This is a genomic window from Cellulophaga sp. BC115SP (genome assembly GCF_009905545.1).
GTDB lineage: Bacteria > Bacteroidota > Bacteroidia > Cytophagales > Spirosomataceae > Flectobacillus > Flectobacillus rivi.
The window spans coordinates 69159-86365 of the sequence record NZ_JAAALB010000014.1; the positions used below are offsets into that span (position 1 = coordinate 69159).

At 38.1% G+C, this 17207-nt stretch carries 9 protein-coding genes; 3 read left to right on the forward strand and 6 right to left on the reverse strand.

All coding sequences use genetic code 11. The annotated features are described in order from the left end of the window. Positions 1-130 precede the first annotated feature (130 nt). From mutS to GVN22_RS12625, 5 genes are all read right to left on the reverse strand, one after another. Positions 131-2800 (reverse strand): DNA mismatch repair protein MutS, encoded by a 2670-nt coding sequence (gene mutS / locus GVN22_RS12605; protein WP_166551384.1) that lies wholly within the window; start codon positions 2798-2800, stop codon positions 131-133. 604 nt (positions 2801-3404) lie between these two features. Further along, entirely contained in the window at positions 3405-6482 is a 3078-nt protein-coding gene (locus tag GVN22_RS12610) for an efflux RND transporter permease subunit (RefSeq protein WP_166551385.1), read from the reverse strand. A 97-nt stretch (positions 6483-6579) separates the two neighbouring features. After that, positions 6580-7680 carry an efflux RND transporter periplasmic adaptor subunit gene (locus GVN22_RS12615; protein WP_166551386.1) on the reverse strand — a complete coding sequence of 367 codons (1101 nt, stop codon included), beginning with the start codon at positions 7678-7680 and terminating at the stop codon, positions 6580-6582. Between the two features lie 19 nt (positions 7681-7699). Beyond that, a complete protein-coding gene (locus tag GVN22_RS12620) occupies positions 7700-8968 on the reverse strand; it encodes a TolC family protein (RefSeq protein WP_166551387.1) in 1269 nt (422 codons plus the stop codon). A gap of 532 nt (positions 8969-9500) precedes the next feature. Then, positions 9501-9863, reverse strand: coding sequence for a hypothetical protein (locus GVN22_RS12625; RefSeq protein ID WP_166551388.1), 363 nt, complete (start codon positions 9861-9863; stop codon positions 9501-9503). Positions 9864-10220: 357 nt separating this feature from the next. Between GVN22_RS12625 and GVN22_RS12630 the strand changes: the two genes are divergently transcribed. Continuing rightward, positions 10221-10727: a hypothetical protein gene (locus GVN22_RS12630; RefSeq protein WP_166551389.1), complete on the forward strand. Its 507-nt coding sequence runs from the start codon at positions 10221-10223 to the stop codon at positions 10725-10727. Positions 10728-11114: 387 nt separating this feature from the next. Here GVN22_RS12630 and GVN22_RS12635 read toward each other — a convergent pair whose 3' ends face one another. Next, the gene (locus GVN22_RS12635) at positions 11115-11873 is read right to left on the reverse strand and encodes a DeoR/GlpR family DNA-binding transcription regulator (RefSeq protein ID WP_095167504.1); all 759 of its coding nucleotides are present in this window, start codon (positions 11871-11873) and stop codon (positions 11115-11117) included. Between the two features lie 248 nt (positions 11874-12121). Between GVN22_RS12635 and GVN22_RS12640 the strand changes: the two genes are divergently transcribed. Together GVN22_RS12640 and GVN22_RS12645 are read left to right on the forward strand one after the other, a co-directional pair. Continuing rightward, the gene (locus GVN22_RS12640; protein ID WP_166551390.1) at positions 12122-15313 is read left to right on the forward strand and encodes a SusC/RagA family TonB-linked outer membrane protein; all 3192 of its coding nucleotides are present in this window, start codon (positions 12122-12124) and stop codon (positions 15311-15313) included. A 259-nt stretch (positions 15314-15572) separates the two neighbouring features. Then, on the forward strand, positions 15573-17102 hold the full coding sequence (locus GVN22_RS12645; protein ID WP_166551391.1) for a SusD/RagB family nutrient-binding outer membrane lipoprotein: 1530 nt from the start codon (positions 15573-15575) through the stop codon (positions 17100-17102). The last annotated feature ends 105 nt before the right edge of the window (positions 17103-17207 follow it).

Genomic DNA, 17207 nt, shown 5'->3' on the forward strand with positions numbered 1-17207 from the left:
TTTTATACAGTTTATAAACTGAAGCAAAAGTTAGTCCGAGACTAAGTCTCGAACTAGGTAATGATGAAATATCTTGACCATTAATCAAAACAATCACTCAATCGGGAATGACTGTTTCCTAACTTACAATTTATTCAAGCATCTTTTTAAACTCATTCAGTTTCAGCAAAGCCTCTATTGGTGAAAGCGTATTGACATCCAATTTCTTCAGAGCTTCCTGTATTTTCTCAAGTTTTGGATTACTTGCTTCAAAAATATTCATTTGGTAATTCTGTTTTGGCATCTCTTTGATGGTAGTGCGATGTTGTTCTTTGGAACGATTGCGTTCTAGTTCCGCCAAAATTTCGTTGGCGCGATGCACTACACTCACAGGCATCCCTGCCAATTGCGCCACATGAATACCAAAACTGTGCTCTGAACCACCTTCCATCAACTTACGCATAAAGATGATTTTGTTACCTACTTCTTTTACCGAAACATTGAAGTTTTTGATACGTTTAAAGTCAGTAGTCAACTCATTTAGCTCATGATAGTGCGTAGCAAATAGCGTTTTGGGTCTGAAATGCGAGTGATTATGCAAATATTCGGCAATAGCCCAAGCAATAGATACCCCATCATAAGTACTTGTACCACGACCAATTTCATCCATCAAGACTAAGCTTCTGTCTGAAAGATTATTCAAAATACTTGCCGTTTCGGTCATTTCGACCATAAAGGTAGACTCACCTTTACTCAAGTTATCGCTGGCTCCTACACGGGTAAATACCTTATCGACAATCCCAATTTCGGCAGCTTGAGCAGGGACAAAACAACCAATTTGTGCCATTAATACAATCAAGGCTGTTTGGCGCAACAAGGCAGATTTACCCGCCATGTTGGGTCCTGTAATGATAATAATCTGCTGTTCGGCATCGTCCAAATGCAAATCGTTTGGCACGTATGCTTCGCCCAATGGCAATTGCTGTTCAATTACAGGATGGCGTCCTTCTTTGATTTCGAGGATTTTAGTATCGGTGACATTGGGTTGGGTATAATTATTTTTCTCTGCCACTTTTGCAAAGTTGGTCAGCACATCCAATACGGCTATCATTCTTGCATTCTGTTGAATTTGCAAGACATATTCATTGGCTACGTTTACCAAATCATTGAAAATACGCTGTTCAATGACAAAAATTTTATCTTCAGCTCCTATAATTGTTTCTTCGTATTCCTTTAGTTCTGGCGTAATATATCGCTCAGCGTTTACCAAAGTTTGTTTACGAATCCAATCAACAGGCACTTTATCTTTATGCGAATTGGTTACTTCCAAATAATATCCGAACACCTTATTAAAGGAAATCTTCAGTGAAGTAATACCGGTACGCTCAATTTCGCGGTTTTGTAATTTTATCAAAAAGTCTTTTCCTGAATACGCAACCTTCAATAAAGCATCCAAATCTTCATCGACGCCCTCACGAATCATATTACCTTGATTGGTGACTATAGGTACTTCGTCACGGAGTTCTTTCTGGATTTTTTCTAGTAAAAAATGACAAGGATTCAACTGGTCAGCATAGCGTTTGAGAACGTCAGCTCCCAAATCATTACCAAAATCCAAAAGCGCCTCTTGGATATGCCCCTTGATTGGTTCGATATGTGACAAGGCTTTTTTCAATTGCAACATCTCACGAGGATTGATACGACGTACCGCCACCTTCGAAATCAAGCGTTCTAAATCACCTATTTGCTTAAGATGTTGTTGTAGGGTTTCTCTAAGTTCAAGATGTTTTTTGAAAAATGCGACCGTATTTAATCTTTCCTGAATCAAAGACTTTTCTTTAAGTGGCAACACCAACCACTTGCGCAACAAACGTGCACCCATTGGCGTATGGGTGTGGTCAATGATGTTAATCAAAGGTACTCCGCCTTCTTGTTGAGGATGAACAAGCTCAAGGTTGCGAATGGTAAATTTATCTAGCCATACATACTTATCTTCCTCCAAACGGTTGATACGAACGATATGTCCCACTTCTCTGTGCTCAGTCTCAGCAAGATAATGTAAAATTACCCCAGCGGCAATGATGCCTTCATTGAGCGTCTCTACCCCAAATCCTTTTAACGAATTGGTTTTGAAATGGTTAATCAACAAAGGATAGGCAAAATCATAGGTAAACACCCATTCTTCCAAAGCGAAAGTATTGAACTTGTCGCCAAAAAGTTGGATAAACTCTTGTCGATATTTTTTACAATACAATACCTCGGAAGGCATAAAACTCTGTAGAAGTTTTTCAATATAAGCAGCACTTCCTTGCGAGCATAAAAACTCCCCCGTAGACACGTCCAAGAACGAAATACCGATAACATCTTTTGAAAAACCTGCATAAGAAATCGAAGCCAAATAGTTATTTTGCTTCACATCAAGCACGTTATCGTTGAAGGATACCCCAGGCGTAACTAGCTCAGTAACCCCACGTTTTACAATACCCTTGGCAGTAGCAGGGTCTTCTAATTGGTCGCAAATAGCCACACGCTGACCTGCACGCACTAATTTAGGCAAATATGTATCCAAAGAGTGGTGTGGAAATCCTGCCAATTGGTCATCGGCTGTACCGTTGTTACGACGAGTCAAAACAATACCTAAAATTTTGGAAGCAGTAACGGCATCTTCTCCAAAAGTTTCATAAAAATCCCCTACCCTAAACAGCAACAAAGCGCCAGGATATTTGATTTTGATTTGATTATACTGTTTTGCGAGAGGTGTTTCGTTTGCCTTTTTAGCGGGTTTATTATCAGTATCTGTATTCTTTGAAGGTCTTGCCATTATGGTATTGATGTAATTGCTAGATTTTGGGGTCGATATAATTAGTTGATAGTATTGTTGATAATATTTTGGATATCTACTATTTGATTATGGACTTAGAAGAATTGTTAATTTCCCAAATTCGTATCTACAGATATAACACTTAAATTTTATACAATACTAATCAAGAATAGAAAGTATGTTGACATTAACATGCTCCGCACTATGCTTTAGGCTATTCATTTTCTGAATGTGCCCACTCGCTTACAGTCATTTCCTATTCAAGCTTACAAAATTAGAGTTTTTAAAGGAATATTGTTTTGTAAAAAAGAAAAATCACTGCCAGCATTGCCGGCAGCGATTCCTAAACAGACAAATAGATTATTTAGTCTTTAAGCTAAAAGCTTGTTATATTTTTAGAAGATTAAGGAAAATGTATCCTTAAGTATTAATGCAAAATGAAATTGCATTAATACGCTCTAGGCTGTAAGCCGTAGGCATTAGGCAAAAAAGCCTCAATTATTTCGTCAGAAATACTATTTAACTTTTAGCCTATAGCATAAAGCCAAGAGCTTAAGGCGGATAAAATTATCTTAATTTTGCCCACTAACTTATCTCTCCATTTCTATTTATTTCTATACACTCTTTCGTAGAATAATGGGAAAATAAAGAGCGTCAATATAGTTGCGCCAATCATTCCACCAATTACTACAATTGCAAGAGGCTTTTGAGATTCTGAGCCAATACCTGAAGAAGTAGCGGCTGGTAACATCCCGAAAATACCCATCATAGCGGTCATCATTACTGGACGAACCCTCGATTTGACTCCTTCGGTAATTGAGTCGAGCAAGGTCATTTTCTTATGGAGGTTTTCTTTAAATACCTCAATCATAATTACCCCATTTTGAATACATATACCAAACAAGGCAATAAAACCAATACCTGCCGAAATACTGAAATTGGTATGCGTAACCAACAAGGCTACCGAACCACCAATAATCGCAAACGGTACATTGGAGAATACCAAACCTGCATCTCTCAAGCTACCAAACATTACATAGAGGATAAAGAAAATCGCAATCATCGAAATAGGAACTACTTGCGCCAATCGTTTAGACGCACGCTGTTGGTTTTCGAAATCACCTTTCCATTTCATGTCGTATCCTTTTGGTAGGTTAGGAATGACTTTTTTCACTTCTTGTTGCGCTTCGGCAATGGTACTACCCATATCACGACCACGAACAGAGAATTTCACAGCAATAAAACGTTTGGTATCTTCACGGAAAATCAAACTTGGACCTGTCAACGTTTTTACCTCTGCGATTTGCTTGATAGGTATTTTAGTACCGCTCATAGATGGCACCATCAAATTGCGAATCTCTTGCTCTGACTTACGGAATTCTGATTGGAAACGCACACGAATATCAAATTTGCGTTCACCTTCGTACAACTGACTGGCAGTCTGTCCACCAATCGCCATGGCTACTACGGCATCAGCATCGGCTGTTTGTACACCATAAAAATTCATTTTTTGTTGGTCTAGCTCAATATGCAATTCTGGCTGTCCAAGGTTACGGATAATACCTAAATCCTCGATACCTTTTACACGACGTAATACCTTTTCTACTTTCTCTGCTTCACCTTCCAAAAACTCAAAGTCATTTCCATAGATTTTTACGGCAATTGAACCTTTTACCCCTGATACTGCTTCTTCTACGTTATCCATAATAGGTTGAGAGAAACCAAATACAACTCCTTGGAAAATGCTCAATTTGTTTTCCATTTTTTCAATCAGTTGCGCTTTGGTAAGCTTACTAGCCCATTCTTTTTGCGGATAAATATCTACGTGAAATTCGACATTATAAAAACCCGTTGGGTCAGTACCATCGTTCGGGCGACCTGCCTGCGAAAGTACCTGACGAACTTCAGGGAAGCCTTCAAATACCTTACGAATATCGTTAGCATAACGCACAGACTCGTCCAAACTAATACTACGTGGCATTGTGGCACGCACGTAAATAGAGCCTTCGTTGAGTTGAGGCAAGAACTCTGTTCCGTGAATAGTTAAGGTCCAAAAGCCCACAACCGTAATAATACCAGTTGTAATGAAAGTAAATCTTTTATGCGTAAAACAGTAGTTGAAAAGCTTCATCGAATACTTCATTACAGCATCGACCAAGAAATTACTTTTCTCTCTTACGTTTTTATTCATTAAGATACTTACCATCACAGGCACCAAAGTCAATGTAAAAATCAAGGCACCTAGCAAGGCCGAACCCAATGTCCAAGCCAATGGTGTAAACATTTTACCTTCTACTTTTTGGAAGGCAAAAATGGGTAGCAAAGCAATCAAAATAATGATTTTTGAGGTAAAAATCGCTTTACCCATGCTCGTACCTGTACGCTTGATAATCGACATTTTAGCCAATTTATTAAAGCGCTCCATTCCCACATGCTCCGCTTGATGAGCCAAAACCACAATCAAACCTTCGACTACCACCACTGTACCATCAATAATAATCCCGAAGTCTACCGCTCCTAATGAAAGTAGGTTTACATTCATACCAAGAAGTTTCAGACAACAGAACGCAAACAGCAAAGCCAACGGAATAATCATCGATACAATCAAGGATGCACGCCAGTCAGCCAAGAAAATCAATACGATTAATGTTACCAAAACAATCCCTTCTATAAGGTTGTGGGTTACTGTTTCGATACAAAAATCTAGGAGCGTTTGACGATTATAAAACGTTTTGATTTTTACCCCATTAGGAAGAATTTTTGAGTTTAATTCCTCTACTTTCAAATTCAAGCTTTGAATTACCTCTGAAGGGTTTTCTCCTTTACGCATTACCACAATACCTTCTACAGCATCGTTGTCTTCGCCACGACCCACTTGTCCCAAACGTGGCAAAGCCGACTCCGTTACTGTTGCAACCGTTTTTACATAAACAGGTACTCCATTGATATTATCGACCAAGATATTTTGAATGTCTTGGATATTCTTCAACAAACCTATCCCACGAACCACATAAGCTTGGTTGTTTTTGGTAATTACATCTCCTCCAACGTTGATGTTACTTTTCTCAACAGCCGTAAATACGTCCAATGGTGTAATTTTATAGTCCTGAAGTAAATTAGGATTTACACTAATCTCATACGTTTTTACTTCACCACCAAAACTTACAATATCAGCCACGCCTGGTACTGAGCGTAAATTACGGTCAATCACCCAGTCTTGAATTTCCTTAAAACGACGAGAAGTCATTCCTTTACCTTCAAGGGTATAACGGAAGATTTCGCCCGTTGGTCCATAAGGCGGTTGTACTTCAGGTTCTACGCCATCAGGAAGTTCAACGCCCATCAAGGCATTATTGACTTGAATACGAGCAAAGTTATTGTCAACACCGTCGTCGAACATAACCACTACTACAGATAAACCGAATAGCGTTGTAGAACGAACAGTAGTTTTCTTTTGCACCCCGTTCATCGAGATTTCGAGCGGAGCGGTTACAAATTTTTCAATTTCTTCAGCACTACGCCCAGACCATTGAGTAATGATAGTCACCTGAGTATTGGTAACATCGGGAAAGGCGTCAATTGGGGTATTGATAAAACTCGAAATACCTCCAATCACTACTACAGCAGTAAAAAAGAATACTGCAAATTTATATTTGAGCGATAACGCTAATAGCTTTTTCATCCGAATGAGTGATTTATAAGAATACTGTTTTGAACAATTTTTTGCATAAGCTGAATAGTCTTTTCAAGTTGAAAACACTATTACTTCACTTTGCGAATTAGTTTACCAATGCGTTGTACACCAACAATTGGTTTTTGTTCATTACATTTTCACCCTCTTTCAAACCTGAAATCACATAAGTTTTATTAGAGTTTTGTTTCGCAATCTGGATTTCTCTTACTTCCAAATGCTTGGCATCCTTATAAACAACCACAAAATTTTTGTTTTGGTCAAAAATTACCGCCGACGAAGGAATCGCAATACTTCTATCTGACGAGCTATAACTCACATTTACTTGCGCAAACATTTCTGGTTTCATCAAAAAGCCTGGGTTTGCCATATTGATACGCACTTGTAAAGTACGAGTTTCAGGATCAAGGGCATTACTCATTTTGTTGACAACTCCTTTGATTACTTTGTCAGGATATGAAATCAACTTTACTTCAACCTGCGAGCCTACATGCACTTTAGCAATATCTGCTTCATACACGTTTGCTACCACTTGAATTTGAGATAAGTCAGCAATAGTAAAAAATGCTCCTGTTTCGCCTTCGTGGAAAGACATTTTATCAGAAATGGCATTGTTTTTTTCAATTACATAACCTGAAATTGGCGCTTTCAAGGTATAAAACGCATTTTTTACACTGTAAATACTCGAAACTTCTTTGGCGCGTTTCAATGACCCTTGAGCTTTCAATACATCGTTTTGGGCAAAAGTCACGTCTTTTTCTGATGCCAAACCTGCTTTGTACATATCTTTTTGTACTTGTAGGTTTTTCTGAGCCGAAAGCAAATCTGAAGTAGCACTAACCGTTTGATTTTCAACGTCTGCCACCTCTGATGAGTGAACTACAGCAAGTGTTTGTCCTTTGTTGACAAAATCACCCAAATTAGCATGGATTTTTTCGATAACACCATCTACCAAAGGTGACACTTTTACTTGTTTATCTTCGTAAGGCATTACTTTGCCTGTCAACTGCAATTGTGTTTGAATAGGCTCCAAGGTTGCTGGCGCCAAGCTCAATTCTTGCTTTAGGCGTTGTGAAAGTTCAAAAGGCTGATCCTCTGCTTTTGATTCATTATCTGCCTGAGAAGAGCTACAAGCAGTAGCCAAAGTTGAGATTGCAAGAATTGAAAGATACTTTATATGCTTTTTCATTGTGATGTCTGTTTAAATCTTAAAGAACTTTTTTGCCTACTACAAAATTGAGATTTTCGAATGTCTGCATTCTTGTATTTTGAAGTGTATTGATTTGCGTAACGGTAATTTTATACGACTCCAAAAAGTCCATAAACTCCAATAAAGTGATATTACGCTTTTGGTAGTTTTGCACTACCCCATCAATCAACTTATTAAAGCTTGGCAAATAGTTTTTATCAAGTGTCTTATATAGACGTTCCGCTTCTTGTGCTTTAAGCAAAGCTTGCAAAACGTCATTGTTAATTTGTACGTCGGTTTGTGCTAAATTTTGTTTGTTTGCTTGAATCGTATTTTCAGCAATCTTGATATTTCCTTGATTTTTGTTAAACACAGGCAAATCCATCGCAATCGTCAAGCCGTGGTAATTATTGAGATAACTACCTGCACGGTCATAACTATAGCCAATCGTCAAATCAGGTGTTGCCATTGCTTTTTGCAACGCCAAATCTGCTGAAGCTAATCGTACAGATGCCTCTTGAATCTTACGGTCATAACGATTATCAGTAGCATTGTTGATTAACTCACTGAGCTGTAAGCCTGCTGCACTTTTTTGTTCCAAAGCATTATCATCTACAACTGGATGCACCGTTTTGGTGGAAGTATCAGACAAAAGCACTTTAAGTATGGCTTGATTATCAGTAATTTCCAAAATAATATTGGAACGTTCTGTTTCAAGACTTACCAAAAAAGACTGCAAACGAATCAGTTCTTTTTGTGGCACATTACCTCTATTTACTTGATCCGAATAAGCACTCAAAAGTTTATTAAGCGTTTCTATTTCTTGTTCATACGTGGCTAATGTTTTTTGCAAATAATGTATTGTATAAAAACTAGCATGTAACTGATAGGTCAAACCTCTTGCTATTTCAAAAAACTGATAATCTGTGATTTCAGCATTGATTTTGGCAACATTGACTTGCTTATTGCGCTTTCCTGCCAATAGAATCAACTGTTGAATCTGTAAAGTTCTTTCACCAAAAGCACCGATAGGCGCATCATTGGCGATTGTCTTCATGGTATTCAACCCTTGTTCGTAGTTGATGTTAGGATTAGGCAAAAGTTTCGCCTGAATGATTGCAGCTTTAGAAGCTTCGATGTTATACTTCTGCGCTAGCAAAGTGAGGTTGTTTTTGACAAACTGTTGTTCGGCCTCGTCAATGTTTAGGCGCAATGTATCACGGCTTTGAGACAAAGCCACATTGACACTACACATCAAGCCGAAAATCCATACCAAATAGGATTTCATAATTTTGAGTCAAGTGATTAAAATGAAACGGACAAAACCTTGTGTATGCCCCCGCATACACATTAAGCAATAGTACAAAACCAACGAAGGAGAAAAATGTGTAGTTGAAAGGATATCCAATACACATGAAATTTTCGCTAATTGGCACTATTTCTTATATGCTTATCGATTCAGAAACAAAACGAGTTTCTAAAGCGAAAGCTTCATACAATCAGCCCGAATTCTGGAAAGAGTATTGAAGTAACCCGAAGCAATAAATTTGTGTTGAATGTCAGCAAAATTACGTACGTATAGAATTAATGTAGTTCTAGACCACATTACATACTTGTTTTACAACACCTTAAGCAAAGTTACCCTTCTCTAGCGAGCCTTAATTACATAAGCAATCTAGGCTTTTTAGACCAATGCAAAATCAATTTTTCAGTATAATGATTATACGGACTTGTCCTTGCATTGTTGGCACCTCAATGGGCTAATGTTGATTTTTAATACAGTTTTTAGGGAAATATAACGAGTGAGTAGTGTGCTATTCTCAAATTAAATAGACACAATGAAGCATAAATAACTTTTTTGAAAAGGATAAATGAGGTACAAATGGAACATCCGAACGTTGTAATGTTTGCATAATAGCACGTTCGATACTTGATAAATCTGAAGTAGAAGTCAGTCCGTGAGAGCGCTCAGAACTTTCATCTTTTTCTTCTTGGTTATCAAGCAATACATTATTCTCAACTTCGAAATGACGACCAAATGTTCTTTTTTTACTAAACTTTGTAACACTCTTGCTTACCTTAGTATAGCTACCTTTTACTTTTCCGTCATGGGCATAGCCACTCATTGCTATTGTCCATAGCACTAGCGGTAATATCCATTTGAATAAACGAAAAGCTTTCATGGTACGCAAAATTGTCTGTTTTTTACTAGCTTTTAAAGAAGTTTATAGTTGATGGTCGTAAAGATACAGATTAGTTTTGATTATATGTTCTTAAAAACTGTTAAATTATTATAGATATTGTTGTACTCTATTGATTTTATTGGAATAAATATTATGGCAATTCTTTCTATGAATAGATAGACTAATTTTGGCACATTAGTTGTAATTTTAACCTTATTTTTCATTTGACTATCATAAATCAGTTGAATTGTCCGTTGTTTTGATATTCATTCTTAATGAGAGGTTTCATCTAATCGCAAACATTCGGGAATTACTTACTTCGTTTACAATCAACCCTAATAAATCATACATATTCACATGGCTAAAAGATTTCAGGTATTAGATTCGTTTTCACACATTAGTAACTCAATTAGTGCTCCTATTCATGCCCTAGTATCGGTACAATATCCACAATTGTCAGGTTTGCAAAACTTACAAGATAGTATCAACGGTATTTTCAAAAAGAAGAGAGCTGTTTACGTAGCACTTTCAGACCAGAAGCTATATCACATTCACACCGTTGGAACATCAGTAACCTCTACCAAAGAAATTCCTTTCGAACATATCGAATCTATTCATATCGATTCTTCGAGTCAACATCGTGATTTTAATGCTCCCAAAATTACCCTTTCGGTAAAAAAGCAAGGAAAAAAACCTGAATCACAGCTACATGAGTTTATTTTATTTCCATCACTATTTTTCCCTAACTTAAGATATTCGGAGAATCACACCGAAATTATGCAGTTTGTGCAAATGCGTGAACATTTATTGGAGAACTTGAAACAAGTAAAAGAGAAGATTGAATCCAAGGTGGAGAACGTGTAGTTTTTTATGCAATGTCATCCCTAATTTAGTGATTTAGTGAGTGAGCGAATGAGTGATTATTTTAACATTTGTATTCTCGCAGTAGAGACGCAATGATTGCGTCTCAAGCCAAGTCATATCTAGCATAGTTATATCAAAAAAGTGGTCGAAAAATATTTTTCGACCACTTTTTTGATATAAACTTGGAGCATCATCCAAATCCTAAAAATTCAGGATGACTCATGTTTAATACTATATCTCTGAAGGAGACATCTTTAGAAGCAAAGCATAGCGTCCCTAAAGTTGATTTTTTCTAAATTATAATCACTCATTCGCTCACTCACTAAATCACTAAATTAGAGATACCTCCCTTTTTCGATGAATAACTGGAGAATATTACTTCTTTTCTTACAAAAGGGTTGCTCCTTTATTTTGATAAGGTCCTAATTTGGCATCATTAGGGTCTAGGTCAGTCACCAAGTAGTTAATTTCTGATAAATCTGCAATTTTCATCTTCATGACTGAATCTAATTTTTCAGCAATAGATAACACTGCCACTTTTTTAGAGGCCTTAATCATCGCCTTTTTTACCAATACCGTTTCCCAGTCTGAATCTGTAAATCCACCTTGTGTATCAATGGCGTTACTTCCCATAATACATAAATCTGCACGCATTTCGGATAAACGCTGATGTACCTCACCTCCTACTGCCATCTGACTATAACGAGACAATTGACCACCCACCATAATAATGTCAACATTAGGTTTATCCAACAACTCTACTGCAGTCAAAGGATTCACGGTCATAAATGTGATACGAAGCGTATCAGGAATGAGCTTGACCAACTCCCTAATGGTAGTTCCTCCGCCTACGAGCACCAACATGCCTTCTTTCAACAATCCCAATGCTTTTCTAGCAATCTCTTGTTTGGAGTTGTGTGCATACGTTTCTTTTACTTGAGAAGAATAATGATAGGCTTTTGACATTGCCCCTCCTCTAATTTTTATAATCTCTCCCTCCTCGGCCAACTCATTCAAATCTCTCCGAATGGTATCTTCCGAAACATTTAATACATCCACTAGCTCAGCGAATGTTACACGGGTATGAACATTGATTTCCTTCAGTATTAAATCTTTTCGTTCTTTTTTGAGGAGGTTAACTGACATATTCAAGGAAGGTTGTTGGTTATGGTTTGCAAATATAGCAAAAAGACCAAGTTTCTATATCCTTATTAGAAGTGGTAAAGTATTCAAAATTTGCAATAATTGAGAATAAATACTCAGTATTTGAAAAATTTGCAGAATTTAATTGCAACAAATGCAGGTTTATTTAAAATTTATGTTAAGTTTGTAAACAAATAGCGCAATAAAACTTGCAAATTTTGCAAAAACCCAAATCTCCAACTAAACAAGCTATGATGAAAACTCGACTATTACCTCGCTCACAAAGGTTGCTGTGGCTATCTGTGCTAGGAAGTATGACCTTTCAAGGTTATGCAACCGAGCTTGCAGAGCTCCGTCTGGCTCATAAGAGCAATATTACTTTCAACGTACTTGGCACAGTTCCAGTGTCTGGTGTGATTACCTCTGCCAAAGATGGCAGCCCAATTATTGGAGCCTCTGTTTTTGTAAAAGGAAATCCCAAAATTGGTACTTCGACAGATGCTTCAGGAAAATTCAAATTGGGAATTCCTGATAACATTACAAGTATTACGTTGGTCGTATCGATGGTAGGATACGAACCGCAAACAGTAGAACTTTCGGCTAATCAAACTGCTGTATCAGTTACTTTAAAAGAAAGTGTACAAAACATCCAAGAAGTAGTAGTAACTGCTTTGGGTGTGAAAAAAGACAAAAAAGCACTTGCCTACTCAGTAACAGAAGTAAGTGGTAGCGAATTTACTCAAGCACGTGAAACCAACTTAGCCAATGCTCTTTCTGGTAAAATTGCTGGGGTAAACGCAACAAGTTTGGCAACAGGTGCGGGTGGTTCGAGTAGAGTGGTAATTCGTGGTAATGGCTCATTATCAGGCGATAACCAACCTTTATATGTAATCAATGGTATGCCAATTGACAATAGTACACCAGGCGGTAGCCCAACCACAGGTGGTAGTGGTCACAACGTTGACCGTGGTGATGGTATTGGTGGTATCAACCCCGACGATATTGAAAGTATCTCAGTCTTGAAAGGTGGTACAGCTGCAGCCTTGTATGGTTCACGTGCTGCCAATGGTGTTATTTTGATTACTACGAAAAAAGGTACAGTACGTAAAGGTATTGGTGTAGAATACAATGCTACTGCTACTATCGACGATGTCGTTGACTTTACTGATTGGCAATATATGTACGGTCAAGGAGACGGTGGCGTAAAACCAACTTCACAAGCGCAAGCCGTGAGCTGGGGACGTCGTTCGTGGGGTGCCAAAATGGACGGACAGCCTTATATTGCTTTCGATGGAAAAGAACATCCTTATTCTCCACAACAAAACAATATTAAGAACTTTTACCGTACAGGTTCGACTTTGAGTAATACCATTTCATTTAGTGGTGGTACTGAGGCCTTGAACTTTAGAGCATCAGTAGCAGACATCAATAACAAGAGTGTATTGCCAAATTCTACCTTCAATCGTAAAGTAGCCAACCTAAGCATTAATGCTAAATTAGGCGAACGTATTTCGATGGAGGCTTTGGCACAATATAACTTAGAAAAAGCGCACAACCGTCCGAGTGCTGGTGATGCGCCAGGTAACCCCAACTGGGCAAACTACATGATTGCCAACACAGTAGATATTCGTTGGATGGATCCAGGCTATGACGCAACGGGTCGCGAAGTTCAATGGAACGAAACTCCTTATGCTTCCAATTCTTACTTTGTTGTTAATAAATTTAGAAACGATGATACCAAAAACCGCTTTATTGGTCAGTTTGGCTTGAAGTATGATATTTTGAAAAACCTTTTTGTAAAAGGTAATATCAGCCGCGACTTCTATAGCTATGACTTTACAGGTATTATCCCAACTGGAACAGTTTATACTACAAACGCAGCAGGTGAATATCAAGGTATCAAATCGACAGTTACAGAAAACAACTCTATGTTGACTGTAAACTACAATACCGATTTAGGTCCAGTTCACATGAATGCGATGTTAGGTGGCAACCAACGCTCTTTCGAACGTTCTGAAATTTATACTAACGGTACACAATTCATTATTCCAAACTTTTACAGCTTTACCAACCTGACTACAGCTACGACTCGTCCAGTAACGCAACGTTTGGCGACGAACTCGGTATTTGGCTCGTTAGACCTTGATTACAAAGGTGTCTTGTTTTTAAATGCTTCAGCTCGTCAGGATTGGTTCTCTACATTGGGTATCAAAAACAATACAATTCTTTATCCAGCAGTAGGAACCAGCTTTGTATTATCACAAGCTACAGAAATGCCGTCTTTTGTCAACTATGCTAAATTGAGAGCTTCTTGGGCTCAAGTAGGTGGTGGTGTACCAGACCCATATACCTTGAATCAAAGCTATAGTATGGTAACAAGTAGCGGACAGCCATTGCAACAAATCACAATGACTAATGGCGAGTATCTTCTTAACAACCCAAGTTTAAAGCCATTTACCTCAACTACTTGGGAAGCAGGTCTTGATACCAAATTATTCAATAATCGCTTAGGAGTAGATTTGACTTATTACTTGCGTCGTACGACTAATGATATTGTCAAAACAGCTATTTCAGGAACAAGTGGTTATCAAAATACCTACGTTAACGTTGGACAAGTAGACAACTCAGGTATTGAATTATTGTTAACGGGTTCTTTGGTAAAAACCAAAAACTTTAGTTGGAATGCAAGCTTCAACATGGCTTATAACCAAAACAAAGTAGTTCAATTGACTGAAGGTGTAAATACCATTCAATTAGCCACTTCGGTAGGTTCTTGGGCTTATGTCAATACAGATGCTGGTCGTCCTTATGGTATCATCAAAGGTTATACGATGGTTACTGACTCAAAAGGCAATATCGTTTATGATACTTCTACAGGTTATCCAGTAAAAGGCCCAATCAAAGAAATTGGACAAGGTGTAGCACCGTTGACAACAGGTTTGAGTAACTCGTTTACCTACAAAAATTGGAACTTTGATATCTTGTTAGATGGCAAATTCGGCAACGATGTATTCTCGGTAATGAACGTGTACGCAACTCGTTTTGGCTTACAAAAAAGTACTTTAGCAGGTCGTGACAATGGCTTGGTATTGAATGGTGTAACTGCCAACGGCGATTCTTACACTCGTACAGTACCAGTATCTCAGTTGCGTCTTTACTATGACAACTTGAAAAACTACTCAGACCTATTTGTGTATGATGGAAGCTTTATCAAGTTACGCCAAATCGTTTTGGGCTACAAAATTCCAGCGAAATACCTAAGCTTTGCGAAGATTCAGTCGGCATCTATCTCTTTTGTGGCACGTAACTTATTTGTGTTATACAAAAAGACAGAAAACTTTGACCCAGAATCAAGTTATACCAACAGCAATGCCCAAGGTTTCGAGGCATTTGGTTTGCCAAGAGCACGCAGCTACGGTATCAACTTAACAGTGAAATTCTAGGATGTGGTGAACTAAGGGAAAAACGGGATGTGTTTTTAGGGGCGAATTTTTTCGCCCACTAATTCAGAGAGAGTGCTGAATGAGGAGTTGTGAATATAAATTTTCAATAACCCCAATTATATCATATTCTGTAAGAAAACTCATTTTTGAAATCCCTTTTCCTTTATTCAGTAAGCCCCAACATGTAGCATTTTCAACATAGGATAAATTCAAAAAATTGTGCTAAAGAGTCCGCTCAATAGCGTATTACCTGAGACTTATGAAAAAGAGACATACATTCAAAACCCTTCTTTTTATGGCTGGTGTTGCACTTTTCAGTTCGTGCGACAACGGTTTTGAAGAACTCAATATCAACCCCGATACTTCTCCCATCATTGTGCCATCTTATATGTTTAGCAAGGCACAATACGATGCACTCAACAATAGCTGTGCTAGTACGTATGAGTTTGCAGCGGGAGGTTCGATTCAACATTTTTCGACCTATAAGGACGTACCAGGTATTGGAGATAAATATTTTTTCTCACAAGGTACATACCCGTATGACTTCTTCAACAACGCTTATCCGTTAGGCGTAAACGAAGTTCAGACAGTTATCAATGCTGTTAAAAATGATCCTGCACAAGTAAACCTTTATGCGATAGCTCGTATTTGGCGTGCTTATACTTTCCACCGCATTACGGATTTGTACGGAGACATCCCTTATTCTGATGCTGCACAAGGTTACACTGCTTCTAAATTCACACCAAAATATGACTCTCAACAAAGTGTCTACTTGGATATGTTGAAAGAATTGGAGCAAGCAGCAACAAGTTTGGATGCAACCAAATCATCATACGCAAGTGCTGACATTGTATATGGCGGAGATGTGGCAAAATGGAAAAAGTTTGCTTATTCATTAATGCTTCGCTTGTCGATGCGTATGACCAAAGTGGACGCAGCAACGGCAAAAACTTGGGCACAAAAAGCCATTGCTGGAGGCATCATATTGGATGATAAGGATTTGGCAAAAGTGCAGTACATTGCTAACGGTCAGGACATCAACAAAAACCCTGTTTCATTGGCTTTGCGTGGCAACAACTATGCTGTGGCAGATGGTAACAACAATACCGAAGGTGGTAAGTTTTCAAATACATTTATTTCTTTCTTGAAAACTAATAAAGACCCTCGTTTGAGTTCAATTGCGGTTGTTTGGGTAGATAAAAAGCAAGATACTACTGCTACCATACAAAAAGGTATGCAAAACGGTTTGTTACAAAAACCTGCCGATTTTATTACGTATTCTGAGCCAAATATCAACACCGTGTTGAAATTGGATGCGCCAATGGTCGTAATTAGTAATGCCGAAATGAATTTCTTGATGGCTGAAGCTATTATTAGAGGTTGGGCATCTGGCGACGCAGCAAGTTACTATCAAGGTGGTATATCTGCTTCGATGCGCAATATGGCTATCTACGGTGACGCAGCAGCTATTTCTACTGCAAAAATTAATGCTTATTTGTCGACTCATGCTTTCCCTGCAAGTTTCGATGCGCAGATGGAACAAATTCACTCACAAATGTGGGTATCTTTATTCCCAGACGAAGTAGAGGTATATTCTAACTGGAGAAGAACTGGTTATCCTAAATTAACGCCAGTGAACATTACAGGTAACTTGACCAATGGTACGATTCCAAGACGTTTGATTTATCCAATTGTTGAAGAAAACCTCAACGGACCAAACCTCAAAGAAGCAATCTCTCGTCAAGGTGCTAATACGCTTACAACACGTATATGGTGGGATAAAAACTAACCAAGTCGGACTGTAAAATGAAGAGTGAGGAGTTTCAAAAAACCTCACTCTTTAATTCAAAAAACCTTGTTTATCCTTTCTAATACCCCAAAATAAGACGTAAAC

Coding starts and splice junctions, on each gene's coding strand:
- mutS (WP_166551384.1), bottom strand. CDS start 2,800: ATGGCAAGACCTTCAAAGAATACAGATACTGATAATAAACCCGCTAAA.
- GVN22_RS12610 (WP_166551385.1), bottom strand. CDS start 6,482: ATGAAAAAGCTATTAGCGTTATCGCTCAAATATAAATTTGCAGTATTC.
- GVN22_RS12615 (WP_166551386.1), bottom strand. CDS start 7,680: ATGAAAAAGCATATAAAGTATCTTTCAATTCTTGCAATCTCAACTTTG.
- GVN22_RS12620 (WP_166551387.1), bottom strand. CDS start 8,968: ATGAAATCCTATTTGGTATGGATTTTCGGCTTGATGTGTAGTGTCAAT.
- GVN22_RS12625 (WP_166551388.1), bottom strand. CDS start 9,863: ATGAAAGCTTTTCGTTTATTCAAATGGATATTACCGCTAGTGCTATGG.
- GVN22_RS12630 (WP_166551389.1), top strand. CDS start 10,221: ATGGCTAAAAGATTTCAGGTATTAGATTCGTTTTCACACATTAGTAAC.
- GVN22_RS12635 (WP_095167504.1), bottom strand. CDS start 11,873: ATGTCAGTTAACCTCCTCAAAAAAGAACGAAAAGATTTAATACTGAAG.
- GVN22_RS12640 (WP_166551390.1), top strand. CDS start 12,122: ATGATGAAAACTCGACTATTACCTCGCTCACAAAGGTTGCTGTGGCTA.
- GVN22_RS12645 (WP_166551391.1), top strand. CDS start 15,573: ATGAAAAAGAGACATACATTCAAAACCCTTCTTTTTATGGCTGGTGTT.